The sequence below is a fragment of the Streptomyces racemochromogenes genome (assembly GCF_044129415.1).
In the GTDB taxonomy this organism is placed as follows: domain Bacteria; phylum Actinomycetota; class Actinomycetes; order Streptomycetales; family Streptomycetaceae; genus Streptomyces; species Streptomyces racemochromogenes_A.
Genome location: NZ_JBBDHD010000005.1, coordinates 69,660 through 83,623 on the forward strand (window position 1 = coordinate 69,660; position 13,964 = coordinate 83,623).

10 protein-coding genes and 1 pseudogene are annotated in these 13,964 nt (G+C 72.3%); 4 read left to right on the top strand and 7 right to left on the bottom strand.

Annotated elements, in window-relative coordinates:
* From WDV06_RS03480 to WDV06_RS03490, 3 genes are read right to left on the bottom strand one after another with little or no spacing between them, the layout of a single operon-like run.
* Nucleotides 1–1,440: an amino acid permease gene (locus tag WDV06_RS03480; RefSeq protein ID WP_395508092.1), complete on the bottom strand. Its 1,440-nt coding sequence runs from the start codon at nt 1,438–1,440 to the stop codon at nt 1–3.
* Complete coding sequence (locus WDV06_RS03485; protein ID WP_395508093.1) at nt 1,437–2,168, bottom strand: FadR/GntR family transcriptional regulator; 732 nt, start codon at nt 2,166–2,168, stop codon at nt 1,437–1,439. Before WDV06_RS03485 ends, WDV06_RS03480 begins: the two co-directional genes overlap by 4 nt.
* A 31-nt stretch (nt 2,169–2,199) precedes the next feature.
* On the bottom strand, nt 2,200–2,991 hold the full coding sequence (locus WDV06_RS03490) for a gamma-glutamyl-gamma-aminobutyrate hydrolase family protein (RefSeq protein ID WP_395508094.1): 792 nt from the start codon (nt 2,989–2,991) through the stop codon (nt 2,200–2,202).
* A gap of 248 nt (nt 2,992–3,239) precedes the next feature.
* Between WDV06_RS03490 and WDV06_RS03495 the strand changes: the two genes are divergently transcribed.
* Together WDV06_RS03495 and WDV06_RS03500 are read left to right on the top strand one after the other, a co-directional pair.
* On the top strand, nt 3,240–4,148 hold the full coding sequence (locus WDV06_RS03495; RefSeq protein ID WP_395508095.1) for a LysR substrate-binding domain-containing protein: 909 nt from the start codon (nt 3,240–3,242) through the stop codon (nt 4,146–4,148).
* 208 nt (nt 4,149–4,356) lie between these two features.
* Complete coding sequence (locus tag WDV06_RS03500; RefSeq protein ID WP_395508096.1) at nt 4,357–5,619, top strand: hypothetical protein; 1,263 nt, start codon at nt 4,357–4,359, stop codon at nt 5,617–5,619.
* A gap of 25 nt (nt 5,620–5,644) precedes the next feature.
* On the opposite strand, the gene mmsB is transcribed toward WDV06_RS03500, so the two are convergent.
* From mmsB to xylA, 4 genes and pseudogenes are all read right to left on the bottom strand, one after another.
* Nucleotides 5,645–6,880 carry a multiple monosaccharide ABC transporter permease gene (mmsB, locus tag WDV06_RS03505; RefSeq protein WP_395508097.1) on the bottom strand — a complete coding sequence of 412 codons (1,236 nt, stop codon included), beginning with the start codon at nt 6,878–6,880 and terminating at the stop codon, nt 5,645–5,647.
* A gap of 3 nt (nt 6,881–6,883) precedes the next feature.
* Entirely contained in the window at nt 6,884–8,431 is a 1,548-nt protein-coding gene (gene mmsA, locus WDV06_RS03510) for a multiple monosaccharide ABC transporter ATP-binding protein (protein WP_395508098.1), read from the bottom strand.
* A 101-nt stretch (nt 8,432–8,532) separates the two neighbouring features.
* A pseudogene (gene chvE, locus WDV06_RS03515) lies at nt 8,533–9,630 on the bottom strand (multiple monosaccharide ABC transporter substrate-binding protein).
* A gap of 395 nt (nt 9,631–10,025) precedes the next feature.
* On the bottom strand, nt 10,026–11,198 hold the full coding sequence (gene xylA, locus WDV06_RS03520) for a xylose isomerase (protein WP_395508099.1): 1,173 nt from the start codon (nt 11,196–11,198) through the stop codon (nt 10,026–10,028).
* 93 nt (nt 11,199–11,291) lie between these two features.
* On the opposite strand from xylA, the gene xylB reads away from it, so the two are divergent.
* Nucleotides 11,292–12,740, top strand: a complete 1,449-nt coding sequence (gene xylB, locus WDV06_RS03525; protein WP_395508100.1) for a xylulokinase — start codon at nt 11,292–11,294, stop codon at nt 12,738–12,740.
* Nucleotides 12,737–13,957 (top strand): ROK family protein, encoded by a 1,221-nt coding sequence (locus WDV06_RS03530; RefSeq protein ID WP_395508101.1) that lies wholly within the window; start codon nt 12,737–12,739, stop codon nt 13,955–13,957. Before xylB ends, WDV06_RS03530 begins: the two co-directional genes overlap by 4 nt.
* Nucleotides 13,958–13,964: the final 7 nt, after the last annotated feature.

Genomic DNA, 13,964 nt, shown 5'->3' on the forward strand with positions numbered 1-13,964 from the left:
TCAGTCGTCGCTCCCGGCGGCGGCCCGTGCCACGCGGCCGCGGACCGCGTACCAGCCCGCCACCAGTGCCGCGGCGATCAGCGGAACGCACAGCACGGTGGTCCGCGCCGCTCCTCCGTCGGCGTACATGAGGACCAGGACGGAGGCGAGGAAGGCCAGCGTCACCAGTTCGGTCCACGGGGAGCCGGGCAGGCGGTAGGAGGGGCGGGTGAGCTCCCCGTTGCGGGTCTTCCGCCAGAAGAGGAGGTGGCAGAGCATGATCATGCCCCAGGTGGCGAGGATGCCGATCGCGGCGAGGTTGAGCACGATCTCGAACGCGTCCGCGGGGACCACGAAGTTGAGCCCCACGCCCAGGACGCACATACCGCTGGTGAGGAGGATGCCGCCGTAGGGGACCTGGGTGCGGCTGAGCCGGGCGGTGAAGCGCGGCGCGGAGCCGTTGACGGCCATCGAGCGCAGGATGCGGCCGGTGGAGTAGAGGCCGGAGTTGAGCGAGGACATGGCGGCGGTCAGGACGACCAGGTTCATGACGTCGCCGGCCGCCGGGATGCCGATGTGGGACAGCACGGTGACGAACGGGCTCTGGCCGGCGCTGTAGCTGCTCCACGGCATGAGCATCGACAGCAGGATCACCGAGCCGACGTAGAAGAGGCCCACGCGCCACATGATCGAGTTGATCGCCTTGGGCATGATCTCCTCGGGGTTCTCGGTCTCACCGGCCGTCACGCCGACCAGCTCGACGGAGGCGTAGGCGAAGACGACGCCCTGGATGATCAGCAGCATCGGCAGCAGGCCGTTGGGGAAGATCCCGCCGTGGTCGGTGATCAGGGCAGGACCGGGGACCGCGCCGTCGACGGGATGCCGGGTGACCAGGAGGAAGATCGCGATCCCCATGAAGACCACCAGCGCGCCGACCTTGACGATGGCGAACCAGAACTCCAGTTCGCCGAAGATCCGCACCGAGATGAGGTTCACGGTGAGGACCACGGCCAGGGCTATGAGGGCGATCACCCACTGCGGGATGTCGGAGAACAGGTGCCAGTAGTGGGTGTACGTGGCGACGGCGGTGATGTCGGCGATGCCGGTGGTCGCCCAGTTGAGGAAGTACATCCAGCCCGCGGTGTACGCCCCCTTCTCCCCGAGGAACTCCCGGGCGTAGGAGACGAAGGCGCCGGAGGACGGCCGGTAGAGGACCAGCTCGCCGAGCGCGCGCACGACGAGGAACGCGAAGATCCCGCACACGGCGTAGGCGACGAACAGTGAGGGACCGGCGTCGGCGAGGCGGCCGCCCGCGCCGAGGAAGAGCCCGGTACCGATCGCACCTCCGATGGCGATCATGTTGACGTGCCGGGCTTTCAAGGATTTGCTGTAGCCGGTGTCACCGGCGTCGACGTGACGGGTCGTGGTGCGCTTCTCGTCTTTGAGGAACTGCTCGCTCACGCCTCGGCTCTGCCTTCCGTAGGGGCGGCCGTGCGCTGGGGGCGCACGATGTCGGTGAGGGTCGTCTCGACCCGTAGCAGGTGGTGGGACATGGCTTCCACCGCGTCGTGCTCGCTGCCGTCGACCAGGGCCTCCAAGATCGCCCTGTGCTCGCAGTTGGACTGCTCGCGACGGCCTCCCAGTTCGTTGAGGAAGGTCGACTGACGCGCCAGTGCGTCGCGGATCTCCTCGATGACGCGGCGGAAGACGGGGTTGCGGGAGGCCTCGGCCACCGCCAGGTGGAAGACGGTGTCCATCGCCACCCACGCGGTGGTGTCGGTCTCCTGCTCCATCCGGTCCAGCAGATGGCCCAGGTGGTCCAGGTCCTCGGGAGTGCGCCGCAGCGCGGCGTACCCGGCGACCGGGATCTCGACGTGCCGGCGCACTTCCAGCAGGTCGCTGGCGGCGTAGTCGCCGAAGGTGGGGTCCTCGACCGTGTTGGCCAGGACGAACGTGCCCTTGCCGCTCCTGGAGACGGTCAGCCCCATGGCCTGGAGGGCCCGGAGCGCCTCCCGCAGTACGGGCCGGCTGACCTGGAGGGTACGGCACAACTCGGCTTCGGAGGGGAGCTTGTCGCCTACGGCGTACTCACCGCGCTCGATGGCGCTGCGCAGGTGGCCGAAGACCGCTTCCATCGCGCTGACGCGTCGCGGAGTGGGGCCACCTGTCTGGCTGTCTGACAGGTTCACGCTGTGATCCTGCTGGGTGTGCCGCAGGGTGTCAAGACACCTCTGTCGGGAAAATCCGGCCCGGCAGGCTTCGCACCGTGCGCGTCGTCCGTCCGGCCACATGGTCCGGATCGGGATCCGCCTCGGAGCCCGCCGCGGCCACCAGGGCCTGCACGACCGGCGCCTCGGCGCCCATCTCCGGGTGCCACTGGACGCCCACGGCGAAGCGGTGCCCGGTGCTCTCGATCGCCTCGACGGTGCCGTCCGCGGCCCGGGCCGCGACGATCAGCCCCGCGCCGAGGCGGTCCACCGCCTGGTGGTGGTGCGTGGCGACATGGTGCGTCCCCGGCAGGAGGGCGCCGATCCGCGTCCCGGGGACGGTGGTGACGGGGTGGGCGCAGAAGTGGCCCCGGTAGGGGTTGTGGCCGTCGTGGCCCACACTGTCGGGCAGGTGCTGGATGAGGGTGCCGCCCGCGTGTACGTTCATCAACTGCATCCCCCGGCACACCCCGAGCACGGGTATGTCGCGGGTGAGGGCGGCGGCCAGCACGGCCCGCTCCCACCTGTCGCGCTCGCGCACCGGCGGCCCGGTACGCGGATGGGGCACGGCCCCGTACAGTGCGGGATCGAGATCCTCGCCTCCCGCCAGGACGATCGCGTCCAGCCGCTCGACCACGTCGGCCGCGGCCTCCGGCGCGTCCGGCGGCAGCAGCACGGCGCGGCCGCCGGACGCGCGGACGCAGTCCGCGTAGGCCGCGGGCAGTACCGCGGCGGGCAGGTCCCACTCGCCCCACTGTGCGGTGGTGAGGTAGGTGGTGAGTCCGATGAGTGGTGGCTGGCGCATACCACTTCCTTTGGGGCATGAGGGGTGACCCGACGACGGCCGGAGCCGGACCGTCCGCCCCCGCCGCGGCAGGCTGCGGCGGGCGGTGGGGGCGGTACTGGCGGAGGGCGCCGAGACGGCGGGGGAGGGTGTTCGCGGCCCAAGAGCGCAGGCTTGCGTTTTTCTTGCCGCGAGCAAGAATCCTGCTGGCGTTCATCTCCAATCACAAGAAAACACATCTTCGCGACAGATAAGTGAGCCTTAACTCCGTGCACGCACTCGACCCCCGCCTGCTCGCCACCCTCGAAGCCGTCGTGCGGCACGGCTCCTTCAGCGCCGCCGCCCGCGAGCTCGGCTACAGCGCGCCCGCCGTCTCCCAGCAGATCGCCGAACTCGAACGCCGCACGGGTCTGCGCGTGCTCGAACGCCGTCCCGTGCGCGCCACGCCGGCCGGCGAAGTCCTCCTCGACGCGGAGCAGGGCGTCCGCAGCACGCTGGCGGCGGCGTCGGCCGAACTCGGGGCCATGCGCGCCGGTACGGCCGGACGGATCAGGCTCGGTGCCTTCGCCTCGGCGGCCACCGGCATCGTTCCCCAGGCGCTGGCCCGGCTCCACGCGGCCTACCCCCATGTGCAGGTCAGCCTGAGCCAGTTGGAGCCCGAGGCCGGCTACAACCGGCTCAAGCGGGGGGACATGGACCTGGCCCTCAGCTACGACTACGACTTCATCCCCGTCCCGCCGCCCAGGACGCTGCGCCGGACGCTGGTCGCACGGGATCCGGTGGTGGCCGTGGTCCCGGAGCACCACCGGCTGGCGGACCGGGAGGTCATCGACCTGGCCAGCCTCGCGTCCGAGACGTGGATCGCGGCTCCGGAGGCCGCGCTGCGGCTGGAACTGCTCTCCCAGATCGCCAAGACGCCCGGCTTCCAGGCCCGCCTGCAGTACGAGGGGGACGACTTCAACACCGTGCTCGGGTTCGTGGCCGCGGGCCTGTGCGTGGCCGTCATGCCACGACTCGCCCTCCCCCGCGCCAACACCCAGGTCGTGGCCCGCCCCTTGGCCGAGCCGCAGCTGACGCGCTTCATCTACGCCGTCCGCATCGACACCCGGCACACCCCGCGCGCCGTCCTGGACCTGGAACAGATGCTCGCCGCGCAAGCGCTGGCCGCGCTCTCGTAGGGCGTACGGCCATCGCGCGGGCGGACGCAAGGGGGCGGCCACGTGAAAAACGGCCAACTTGCCGGCCGCCGCACGCGCGTAGACCCGGCCGGCTCGCCGGATTTCCCACCGTGTCCGACTACCGGACACGGTGGCTGAAAGTTAAACTATTGTCTGACCGGCACACTACGTTTGCCGCGGTTGACGTTCCACCGAGAGGAAACCCCTCATGACCGCAGCCGACAGCGCGCCGGGAACGGCCCGCGTCCTCACCGGCTACCGCCCCGAGGACGGCTTCATGGCCGTGGAGCTGGACCCGCCCCCGGCCGAGTACGTGTGGCACGACGAGCACGCCGAGCAGCAGGACCACCGGTACGGCCCCGGAGTGGGCTACCACCAGTGGCTGGCCGTGGACGCACGTGACGGCGCCGTCTGGTTCGGTGACACCGACTGGCGGGCCCCGGGGGAACCCCTCGGCAGCCGGCTCCCCGGCGTCCCCCGCAGAGCGCTCGGTGACGGGGCCGTCCCTGCCCCCGGCATCATGGTGCACTTGCTCGGCCACCTGACCCACGACGAACAACGCGGCTGCACGTGGCGCTTCTTCAGCGCCGCCGAACTGCACGCGCTCGCACTGCGCGTCCTGCCCGCCGTCCAGCGGCTCGTGGACTCGATCCACCGGATCGGGCCCGAGGGCGATCTGGAGTGGTCGGCCGAGGCGGCCACCGCATGGGACGACATCGAGCAGGCGGCGACCCCCGCCTTCGACCCCTCCGGGGAACTCCTGTGGCCCCGGCCGCACACGACACCGGTCCCGGCCTGGCGCGTCGAGGTCGACGACTTCCTGACCGCCAACCCCGAGCTCTGCGAACCTTCCTGGGGCCTGGCTACGGACGAGGAACTCGACGCCTACGCCGACTACCGTCCCCCGTCCGGCTACGGCGGCGTGCCGGGGCGGGTGTGCCTCGCCGCCGACCGGCGGATGGAGGACGGCTTCACCTTCTACGGCCACCGCGCCGCCCTGTACGCCTATCGGGCAAGGGCCTGCGGCGACCGTGCTCCGACGGACGCCCGCACCTGGCTGGAGACGACGGAGGCCGGGCGGGACACCTGGGAAGCGGCCAAACCCCTCGGAGCCACCCTCGCCGACGTCCCCGACTGCGTGCTGGGCTCCCTGGCGGAGAGGTTCCAGGGCGCCGCGCACGAACACGGGCTGGCCCTGACGGGGCTGAGCGCCCACCTCCGGCGGCTGCGCGACGAGGAACGCGCCGCCGTCGACCGCCAGCTGGTCTTCGAGGGCGAGGAGGTCGAACGCCTGGAGAACGCGCTCAAGGAGTTCCGTGCGGCACGCAACCGCACCATGACGCGGATCCTGGCCTGGTCCGACGGCCGCGGCGACGCCGAGATCGCCCGCCTGGCCTCCCTGCCCGACGCCTACGTCAGTGACTGGCGGGCCCGTCTGACCGACGAGCCCACCACGCCCCCCGAACCGTGAAGCCCGCGCCGCCCTCGCCCGAGCGTCAGGCTCCGGCCTTGCGCTTGTTGTAGACGTCGAAGCCCACGGCCGCCAGCAGCACCAGGCCCTTGATCACCTGCTGGTAGTCGGTACCCACGCCGACCAGCGACATGCCGTTGTTCAGCACGCCGAGCACCAGTCCGCCCGTGAGCGCGCCGAGGACGGTCCCCACACCGCCGCTCGCGGAGGCGCCGCCGATGAAGGCGGCGGCGATCGCCTCCAACTCGAAGTTGATGCCGGCCTGCGGCGTACCGGCGTTGAGCCGCGCGGCGAACACCATCCCGGCCAGGGCCGCCAGGACCCCCATGTTCACGAAGGCCAGGAAGACGACCCGCTTGCTCTTCACCCCGGACAGCCGCGCCGCCGCCTCGTTGCCGCCGATGGCGTAGGTGTGCCGTCCGAGGACCGAGTTGCGCATCACGTATCCGAAGACGGCCAGCAGGACGCCGAGGAGCAGCAGGACGATCGGCACGCCGTGGTAGCTGGCCAGCAGCAGGGTGAAGGTGACCACCGCCGCTGTGATCGCGCCGAGTTTCACCAGGAACAGCCCGGCGGGGAGCGGCCGCAGCCCGTACGAGGCGGCCCGCCGCCGCCCGCGCACCTCCTGCAGGACCGTGACGGCCAGCACCGCGAGGCCCAGCAGCAGGGTGAGGTTGTGGTAGTCGGTGTCGGGGCCGACCGCGGGGAGGAACCCGCTGCTGATGTTCTGGAAGCCCTTGGGGAACGGGGCCACCGACTGGCCCTGCAGGAGGATCTGGGTCCCGCCGCGGAACAGCAGCATGCCGGCCAGCGTGACGATGAACGAGGGGATCCCGAGATAGGCGATCCAGAACCCCTGCCAGGCCCCCGCGAGGGCGCCGATCAGCAGGGCGGCCGCCAGTGCCACGGGCCAGGGGATCCGGTGCTCGACCATCATCACCGCCGCCGCCGCTCCGACGAAGGCGGCGAGCGACCCGACCGACAGGTCGATGTGCCCGGCGATGATGACGATCATCATCCCGATGGCCAGGATGAGGACGTAGCCGTTCTGCTGGATCAGGTTGGTGATGTTGAGCGGCTGGAGCAGGATGCCGCCCGTCCAGAACTGGAACAGCAGCACGATCAGCGCCAGCGCGAGCAGCATCCCGTACTGGCGCAGGTCGCCGCTCAGCGCTCGGGCCAGTACGGCGGCGGCCGAGGGCCGTCGGCCGGTCTCGGGCGCGCCGGGCGCGGAGTCCGCGGTGGTCGTGGTCTGTGCCATGCCTCACACCTGCTTGTCGGGGGATGCCGCGCTCATGGTCATGAGCCGCATGAGGGATTCCTGGGTGGCGTCCGCACGGTTGACCTCACCGGTGATCCGGCCCGCGGCCATGGTGTAGATCCGGTCGCACAGACCCAGGAGTTCGGGGAGTTCCGAGGAGATGACGAGGACCGCCTTGCCCTGGGCCGCCAGTTCGGCGACGACGGCGTAGATCTCCGCCTTGGCGCCGATGTCGATGCCCCGGGTGGGCTCGTCGAGGATCAGCACCCCCGGCTCGGCGAAGATCCATTTGCTGAGGACGACCTTCTGCTGGTTGCCGCCGCTGAGCCTGCCGGTCTTCGCGAACACCGAGGGGGCCTTGATGTTCATGGACCGACGGAACGATTCGGCGGACCGCGCCTCCTCGTGCCGGTCGACCCAGCCCCGCCGGGCGACCCTGCCGAGGGCGCTCAGCGAGATGTTGCGGCTGATGTCGGCGTTGAGGTCGAGGCCGAGCTGCTTGCGGTCCTCGGTCACGTACGCGATGCCGTGTCCGATCGCCTCCGGCACCGTCCGGGTCCGGACCTCGCGCCCGTCCCGCCGCACCCGGCCGCCGGTCCAGCGCCCGTACGAGCGGCCGAAGACGCTCATGGCCAGTTCGGTGCGGCCGGCGCCCATGAGGCCCGCGATGCCGACGATCTCACCCCGCCGCACGTTCAGCGAGACCCCGTCGACCACCTTGCGCCGGTGGTCGATCGGGTGCCGGACGGTCCAGTCCTCGATCTCGAAGGCGACCTCGCCGACCACGGGGGTGCGCTCGGGGTAGCGGTGCTCCAGGTCGCGGCCCACCATGCCGCGGATGATCCGCTCCTCGGATATGCCCTCGGGGCCGATCGCCAGGGTTTCGATGGTCCGCCCGTCGCGCAGGATGGTGACGGCGTCGGCGACCCGGGCGATCTCGTTCAGCTTGTGCGAGATGAGGATGCAGGAGATGCCGCGGTCCTTGAGCCCGAGGATCAGGTCGAGCAGCTTGCGGCTGTCCGCGTCGTTGAGGGCGGCCGTCGGCTCGTCCAGGATGAGCAGCCGGACCCTCTTGGCGAGCGCCTTGGCGATCTCGACCAACTGCTGTTTGCCCACGCCGAGATCGGCGACCCTCGTGTGCGGGTTCTCGTCGAGTCCGACCTGCCGCATCAGGTCGGCGGCGTGGGTCAGGGTCCGGTGCCAGTCGATCACGCCCCGGGTGGCGTGCTCGTTGCCGAGGAAGATGTTCTCGGCGATGGACAGGTAGGGCACCAGGGCGAGCTCCTGGCGGATGATCACGATGCCGCGCTGCTCGCTGGCCCGGATGTCCCGGAACCGGCAGGGGGCGCCCTCGAAGGAGAACTCGCCTTCGTAGCCGCCGTGCGGGTACACCCCGCTGAGCACCTTCATCAGGGTGGACTTGCCGGCGCCGTTCTCACCGCAGACGGCGTGCACCTCGCCGGCGGCGACGGTCAGGTTGACCTCGGAGAGGGCCTTGACGCCGGGGAACGTCTTGCTGATCGAGCGCATGTCGAGAACGGGTCGGGCCATGGTTGTGCATCCGTATCGTCGGGGCGGCGCGGTACCGGCCGGTCTCGCCGGCCCCGCACCGCCGGTGGGGCGTCGCCGGACCCGTCGGCCGGGTCCGCGGGCTACTTGAGCTGGTCCGCCGTGTACTGGCCGCTGTCCACCAGGACCTTCTGGTAGTTCTCCTTGTCGACGCTGACCGGCTGGAGCAGCTGCGCCGGAACGGTCTTGACGCCGTTGTGGTACTGCCGGGTGTCGTTGACCTCGGGCTTGCCGCCGGTCAGCAGCGCGTCGCCCATCTGGACCGCGGCCTTGGCCAGTTACCGGGTGTCCTTGTAGACGGTCTGGGTCTGCTCGCCCGCGATGATCGACTTCACCGAGGCCAGCTCGCCGTCCTGGCCCGTGACGACGGGCAGGGGCCGGCCCGGTGTGCCGTAGCCGACGCCCTTGAGGGAGGAGATGACGCCGATCGAGATGCCGTCGTACGGCGAGAGCACGGCGTCGACGCGGGCGGCCGTGTACGACTTGCTCAGCAGGTTGTCCATCCGGGACTGGGCGAGGCCGCCGTCCCAGCGCAGCGTGGCGATCTGGGCGAGGGAGGTCTGGCCGCTCTGCACGACCAGCTTCTTGTCGTCGATGTACGGCTGGAGGACGCTCATCGCGCCGTTGTAGAAGAACGCGGCGTTGTTGTCGTCCGGCGAGCCGGCGAACAGCTCGATGTTGAAGGGCCCCTTGCCGTCCTTGAGGCCGAGCTTGTCGACGATGTAGCCGCCCTGGAGGACACCGACCTTGTAGTTGTCGAAGGTCGCGTAGTAGTCGACGTTGCCGGTGCCGCGGATCAGCCGGTCGTAGGAGATGACGGGGACGTGGGCGTCGGCGGCCCGCTGCAGGACGTTGGTGAGCGAGGAGCCGTCGATGGCGGCGATCACCAGCAGCCTGGCGCCCTTGGTGATCATGTTCTCCACCTGGGAGACCTGGTTCTCCACGACGTTGTCGCCGTACTGGAGGTCCGTCTTGTAACCCTTGGCCTGGAACTCCTTGACCATGTTGGCGCCGTCGTTGATCCAGCGCTCCGAGGACTTGGTGGGCATCGCGATGCCGACGAGGCCGCCTTCGGCGCCGCCGCCGCTCCCTCCACCGCCCGCCCCGTTGGCGCTCTGGCCGCAGGCCGCCAGCGCCAGCGACAGGCCCAGGGCGGCGAGGCCCGCTGAAAGCTTCCGCACAGTTCCTCCAGTGATGGTCCGCGACCGGCACGGTGCGCCCCGGCAGGGAGAACCGGAAACGGTCGGGCGGGGCCGGCCGGGTGCCGCGTCCTCGCACCGCGCGAAGGTGGTGGCGGCGGTGGCTCCGGCCTGGCGATCCTGAGTGTTAACGCTCACAAGTGCGCCGTCAAGGGTCTGTACGGATCACGGCTTCGGAGCAACTGCGGTGCAGTGGAAGGCTTTCCCTGCTGCGGCCCCTCCGGACCGGTTGGGTTCAGGATGGTGGTGAAGCGCCGGTGCGCAGTGATTGTTAGCGCTAACATTCTCTGGGGCCGGGAAGCCGCCCCGGGGCCGGGTCCTCGGGGTGGCGGATCCGGGCCGCGAAAGGCCGCGGCCCGGATCGTCGACACCAGGGGTCAGCGGGCCCCGAGGAGGTGTTCGAGGGCCAGCTGGTCCAGCTGTTCGAAGGCCATGCCGCGGCCGGCGGCGGCATCGGGGTCGAACTCCTCGAAGGCGGCCCGGTCGGCCAGGAGTCCGGCCAGGCCGTCCTCGGAGGTGGGGAGCGCGAGGTCGGGCAGCCGGGAGGCGGCGAGCGCGGCCCGGACCTCCGGATCCGACCGGAAGGCCCGGGCGCGCTCCGCCAGGAGCAGGTAGTTGCGCATGCAGGCGGCCGCCGAGGCCCAGACGCCGGCGCGGTCCTCCGTGCGGGGCGGCTTGAAGTCGAAGTGGCGGGGGCCGTCGTAGCCCGCCGACTCCAGCAGGTCGACCAGCCAGAAGGCCTGGCGCAGATCGCCCGCGCCGAAACGCAGGTCCTGGTCGTACTTGATCCCGCTCTGGCCGTTGAGGTCGATGTGGAAGAGCTTGCCGTGCCACAGGGCCTGGGCGATGCCGTGCGGGAAGTTCAGCCCGGCCATCTGCTCGTGGCCGACCTCCGGGTTGAGGCCGACCCGCTCGGGCCGCTCCAGCGCGTCGATGAACGCCAGGGCGTGGCCGATGGTGGGCAGCAGGATGTCCCCGCGCGGTTCGTTGGGCTTGGGCTCGATCGCGAAGCGCAGGTCGTAGCCCTGCCGCTCGACGTACTCGCCCAGCAGGTCGAAGGCCTCCTTCAGCCGGTCGAGGGCCGTGCGCACGTCCTTGGCCGCCCCCGACTCCGCGCCCTCGCGGCCGCCCCAGGCGACGTAGACCGAGGCGCCGAGTTCGACGGCCAGGTCGATGTTGCGGATCGTCTTGCGCAGCGCGTACCGGCGTACGTCGCGGTCGTTGGCGGTGAACGCCCCGTCCTTGAACACCGGGTGGGTGAAGAGGTTGGTGGTGGCCATCGGCACCTTCAGCCCGGCCGTGTCGAGCGCGGCGCGGAAGCGCTTGACCGCCTGCTCGCGGGCGGCGTCGCCGGCGCCGAAGGGGATCAGGTCGTCGTCGTGGAAGGTGACACCGTAGGCGCCGAGCTCGGCCAGCCGGTGCACGCTCTCGACCGGGTCGAGGGCGGGCCGGGTGGCGTCGCCGAAGGGGTCCCGCCCCTGCCAGCCGACGGTCCACAGGCCGAAGGTGAACCTGTGCGCGGGAGTGGGGACGAGCGGGTCGCTGCTCATGAGGCGCTCCGGATCGGGCCGAGATCTATTTGTAAGGGCAAAAAACAAATTAGTATGCCGAGACGCCAGAAGGAACCCCACCGGAGGGACCCCATGCCCGCACAGCGTGTCGTGATCGGTGTCGACAGCTCGACCCAGTCCACCAAGGCCCTCGCCGTCGACGTCGAGACCGGCGCCGTCCTGGGCGAGGGACGCGCCGCGCACACCGTGAGTGCGGGCCCCGGGCGCGAGAGCGACCCCGAGCAGTGGTGGCGGGCGTTCTGCGAGGCCACGGCGGCCACCGGCTGGTCGGACCGGGCCGCCGCCTGCTCGGTCGCGGGCCAGCAGCACGGCCTGGTCACCCTGGACACGGCCGGCCGGCCCGTGCGCCCGGCCCTGCTGTGGAACGACGTCCGCTCCGCCCCGCAGGCCGCCGGGCTCGCCGCCGCCTTCGGCCCGGCGGAACTCGCCCGCCGCACCGGCAGCGTCCCGACGGCCGCCTTCACCTCCGCCAAGTGGGCCTGGCTGCGCGCGCAGGACCCCGCGGCCGCCGACCGCGTCGCCGCGGTCCGGCTGCCCCACGACTTCCTCACGGAGCGGCTCACCGGCGAGGCGGTGACGGACCGCGGTGACGCGTCGGGAACCGGCTGGTGGGGCCCCGACGGCTACGACCGGGAGGTCCTCGCCGCGATCGGGCTCGACCCCGCTCTGCTGCCGGAAGTCCTGCCGCCCGCCGCCCGGGCGGGCCTCGTCCGCGCCGGGACGCCACTGCGCGAGGGCGCGCTCGTGGCCACCGGGACCGGAGACAACATGGCCGCCGCCCTCGGGCTGGGCCTGACCACCGGACGTCCGGTGCTGAGCCTCGGGACCTCGGGCACCGTCTACGCCGTCGGCCGGACCCGGCCCGCCGACCCGGACGGAACCGTCGCCGGCTTCGCCGACGCCCTCGGCGGCTGGCTGCCGCTCGCCTGCACGCTCAACTGCACCCTCGCCGTCGACCGGTTCGCCGCCCTCACCGGCCGCGACCGCGAGGACGTCGAGGGAGGCGGCACGGTGGTGGTGCTTCCCTACCTCGACGGCGAGCGCACCCCCGACCTCCCGGGCGCTTCCGGCCTGGTCCACGGGCTGCGCCACGACACGACACCGGGGCAGCTGCTCCAGGCCGCCTACGACGGCGCCGCACACGCCCTGCTCACGGCCCTGGACGACGTACTGCGCGCCGGGGGCGAGACCCCCGCCGCGGACGAGCCCCTGCTGCTCATCGGCGGCGGGGCCGCGGGCCGGGCCTGGCAGCACACGGTCCTGCGGCTGTCCGGCCGGGCCGTCCAGGTGCCCGTGGCCCGGGAACTCGTCGCGCTCGGCGCCGCCGCGCAGGCCGCCGCCCTGCTCACCGGTGAGCCCGCCGACGCCGTCGCCCGGCGCTGGCGGACCACGGAGGGCCGGCTGCTGGAGCCCGTACCCCGTGACGACGACGCGCTCGAACGGATCACCGGTACGCTGCGGCGGGCACGGGCCCTCCAGGAGGCCCCGGCGGACGAACGACAGGAGGGGCGGGGCCGATGACCGCGCTCGGCGGGCGGGGCGCGGGCGCGGCGACCGCGACCGCCTCACAGCAGGGGATGCGCCGCCAGAACCTCGCCGCGGTGCTCGGCGCGGTCGCCGCGCACGGCCCGCTCTCCCGGGCGGACGTCGCCGGACGCACCGGCCTGACCAGACCGGCCGTCTCCTCCCTGGTCGACGAGCTGATCGGCCGCGCCGCCCTGACCGAGACGGAGACCGCCCCCAGCGGACGCGTCGGCCGCCCCGGGCGGGCCCTGGCCCTGAACGACCGGGGTCCCGCCGGCCTCGGCCTGGAGATCGGCGTCGGCCACCTCGCCGCGTGCGTCGTCGACCTGAGCGGCGAACCCCGGGTGTGGCGCCGGGTGGAACGGGCCAACGCGGGCCGGCCGGCCGGACGGGTCCTGGAGGAGGCCGCCGCGCTGGGCGCCGACGCGCAGGCCGAGGCCGCCGCCCTCGGCCTGCGCGTCGAGGGCCGCGTCCTGGCCGTGCCGGGGGTGGTGCCCAACACCCCGGGCGGACTGGTGGCCAACGCCCCCAACCTCGGCTGGCAGGCCGTCCGCCCCGCGGACCACTGGCCCGACCCGGCCGCCGTGCCCGAGCCGGAGAACGAGGCCAACCTCGGGGCGCTCGCCGAGCAGTGGCAGGGGGGACACCCCGCCGAGACCTTCGTGCACGTCTCCGCCGAGGCCGGAATCGGCGCCGCGCTGGTCATCGGGGGCCGGCTCTTCCGCGGCGCCCGCGGGTTCGCGGGCGAACTCGGCCACCTGCCCGTCCACCCGCGGGGCATACCGTGCCCCTGTGGCGCACGCGGCTGCCTGGAGCAGTACGCGGGCGAAGCGGCCGTACTGCGCGAGGCCGGCCTGGCGGGCGCCGGCGACCCGGTGGCCCTGCTGGCCGAGCGGGCGGGAGCCGGGGACACGGCGACCCTGCGCGCCCTCGACCGCGCCGGACGGGCCCTGGGCCTCGCCCTCGTCTCTGCGGTGAACCTGATCGACCCGGACGGCCTCGTCCTGGGCGGAGCCTACGCCGAGCTCGCCGACTGGCTCCTCCCGCCGATCCGCGCCGAGCTGGCCGCCCGGGTCACCGTCCGTCCCTGGCCCCCGGAGGCGGTACGGCCCGCCGCCCTGGGGCGCCGCGGACCGGTGCTCGGCGCGGCGTGGTCCACCGTGCAGCGGATCATCGCCGATCCCGCCCGCCTGCCCGTCCGCCGGGCCGCGTGAGCCGTCC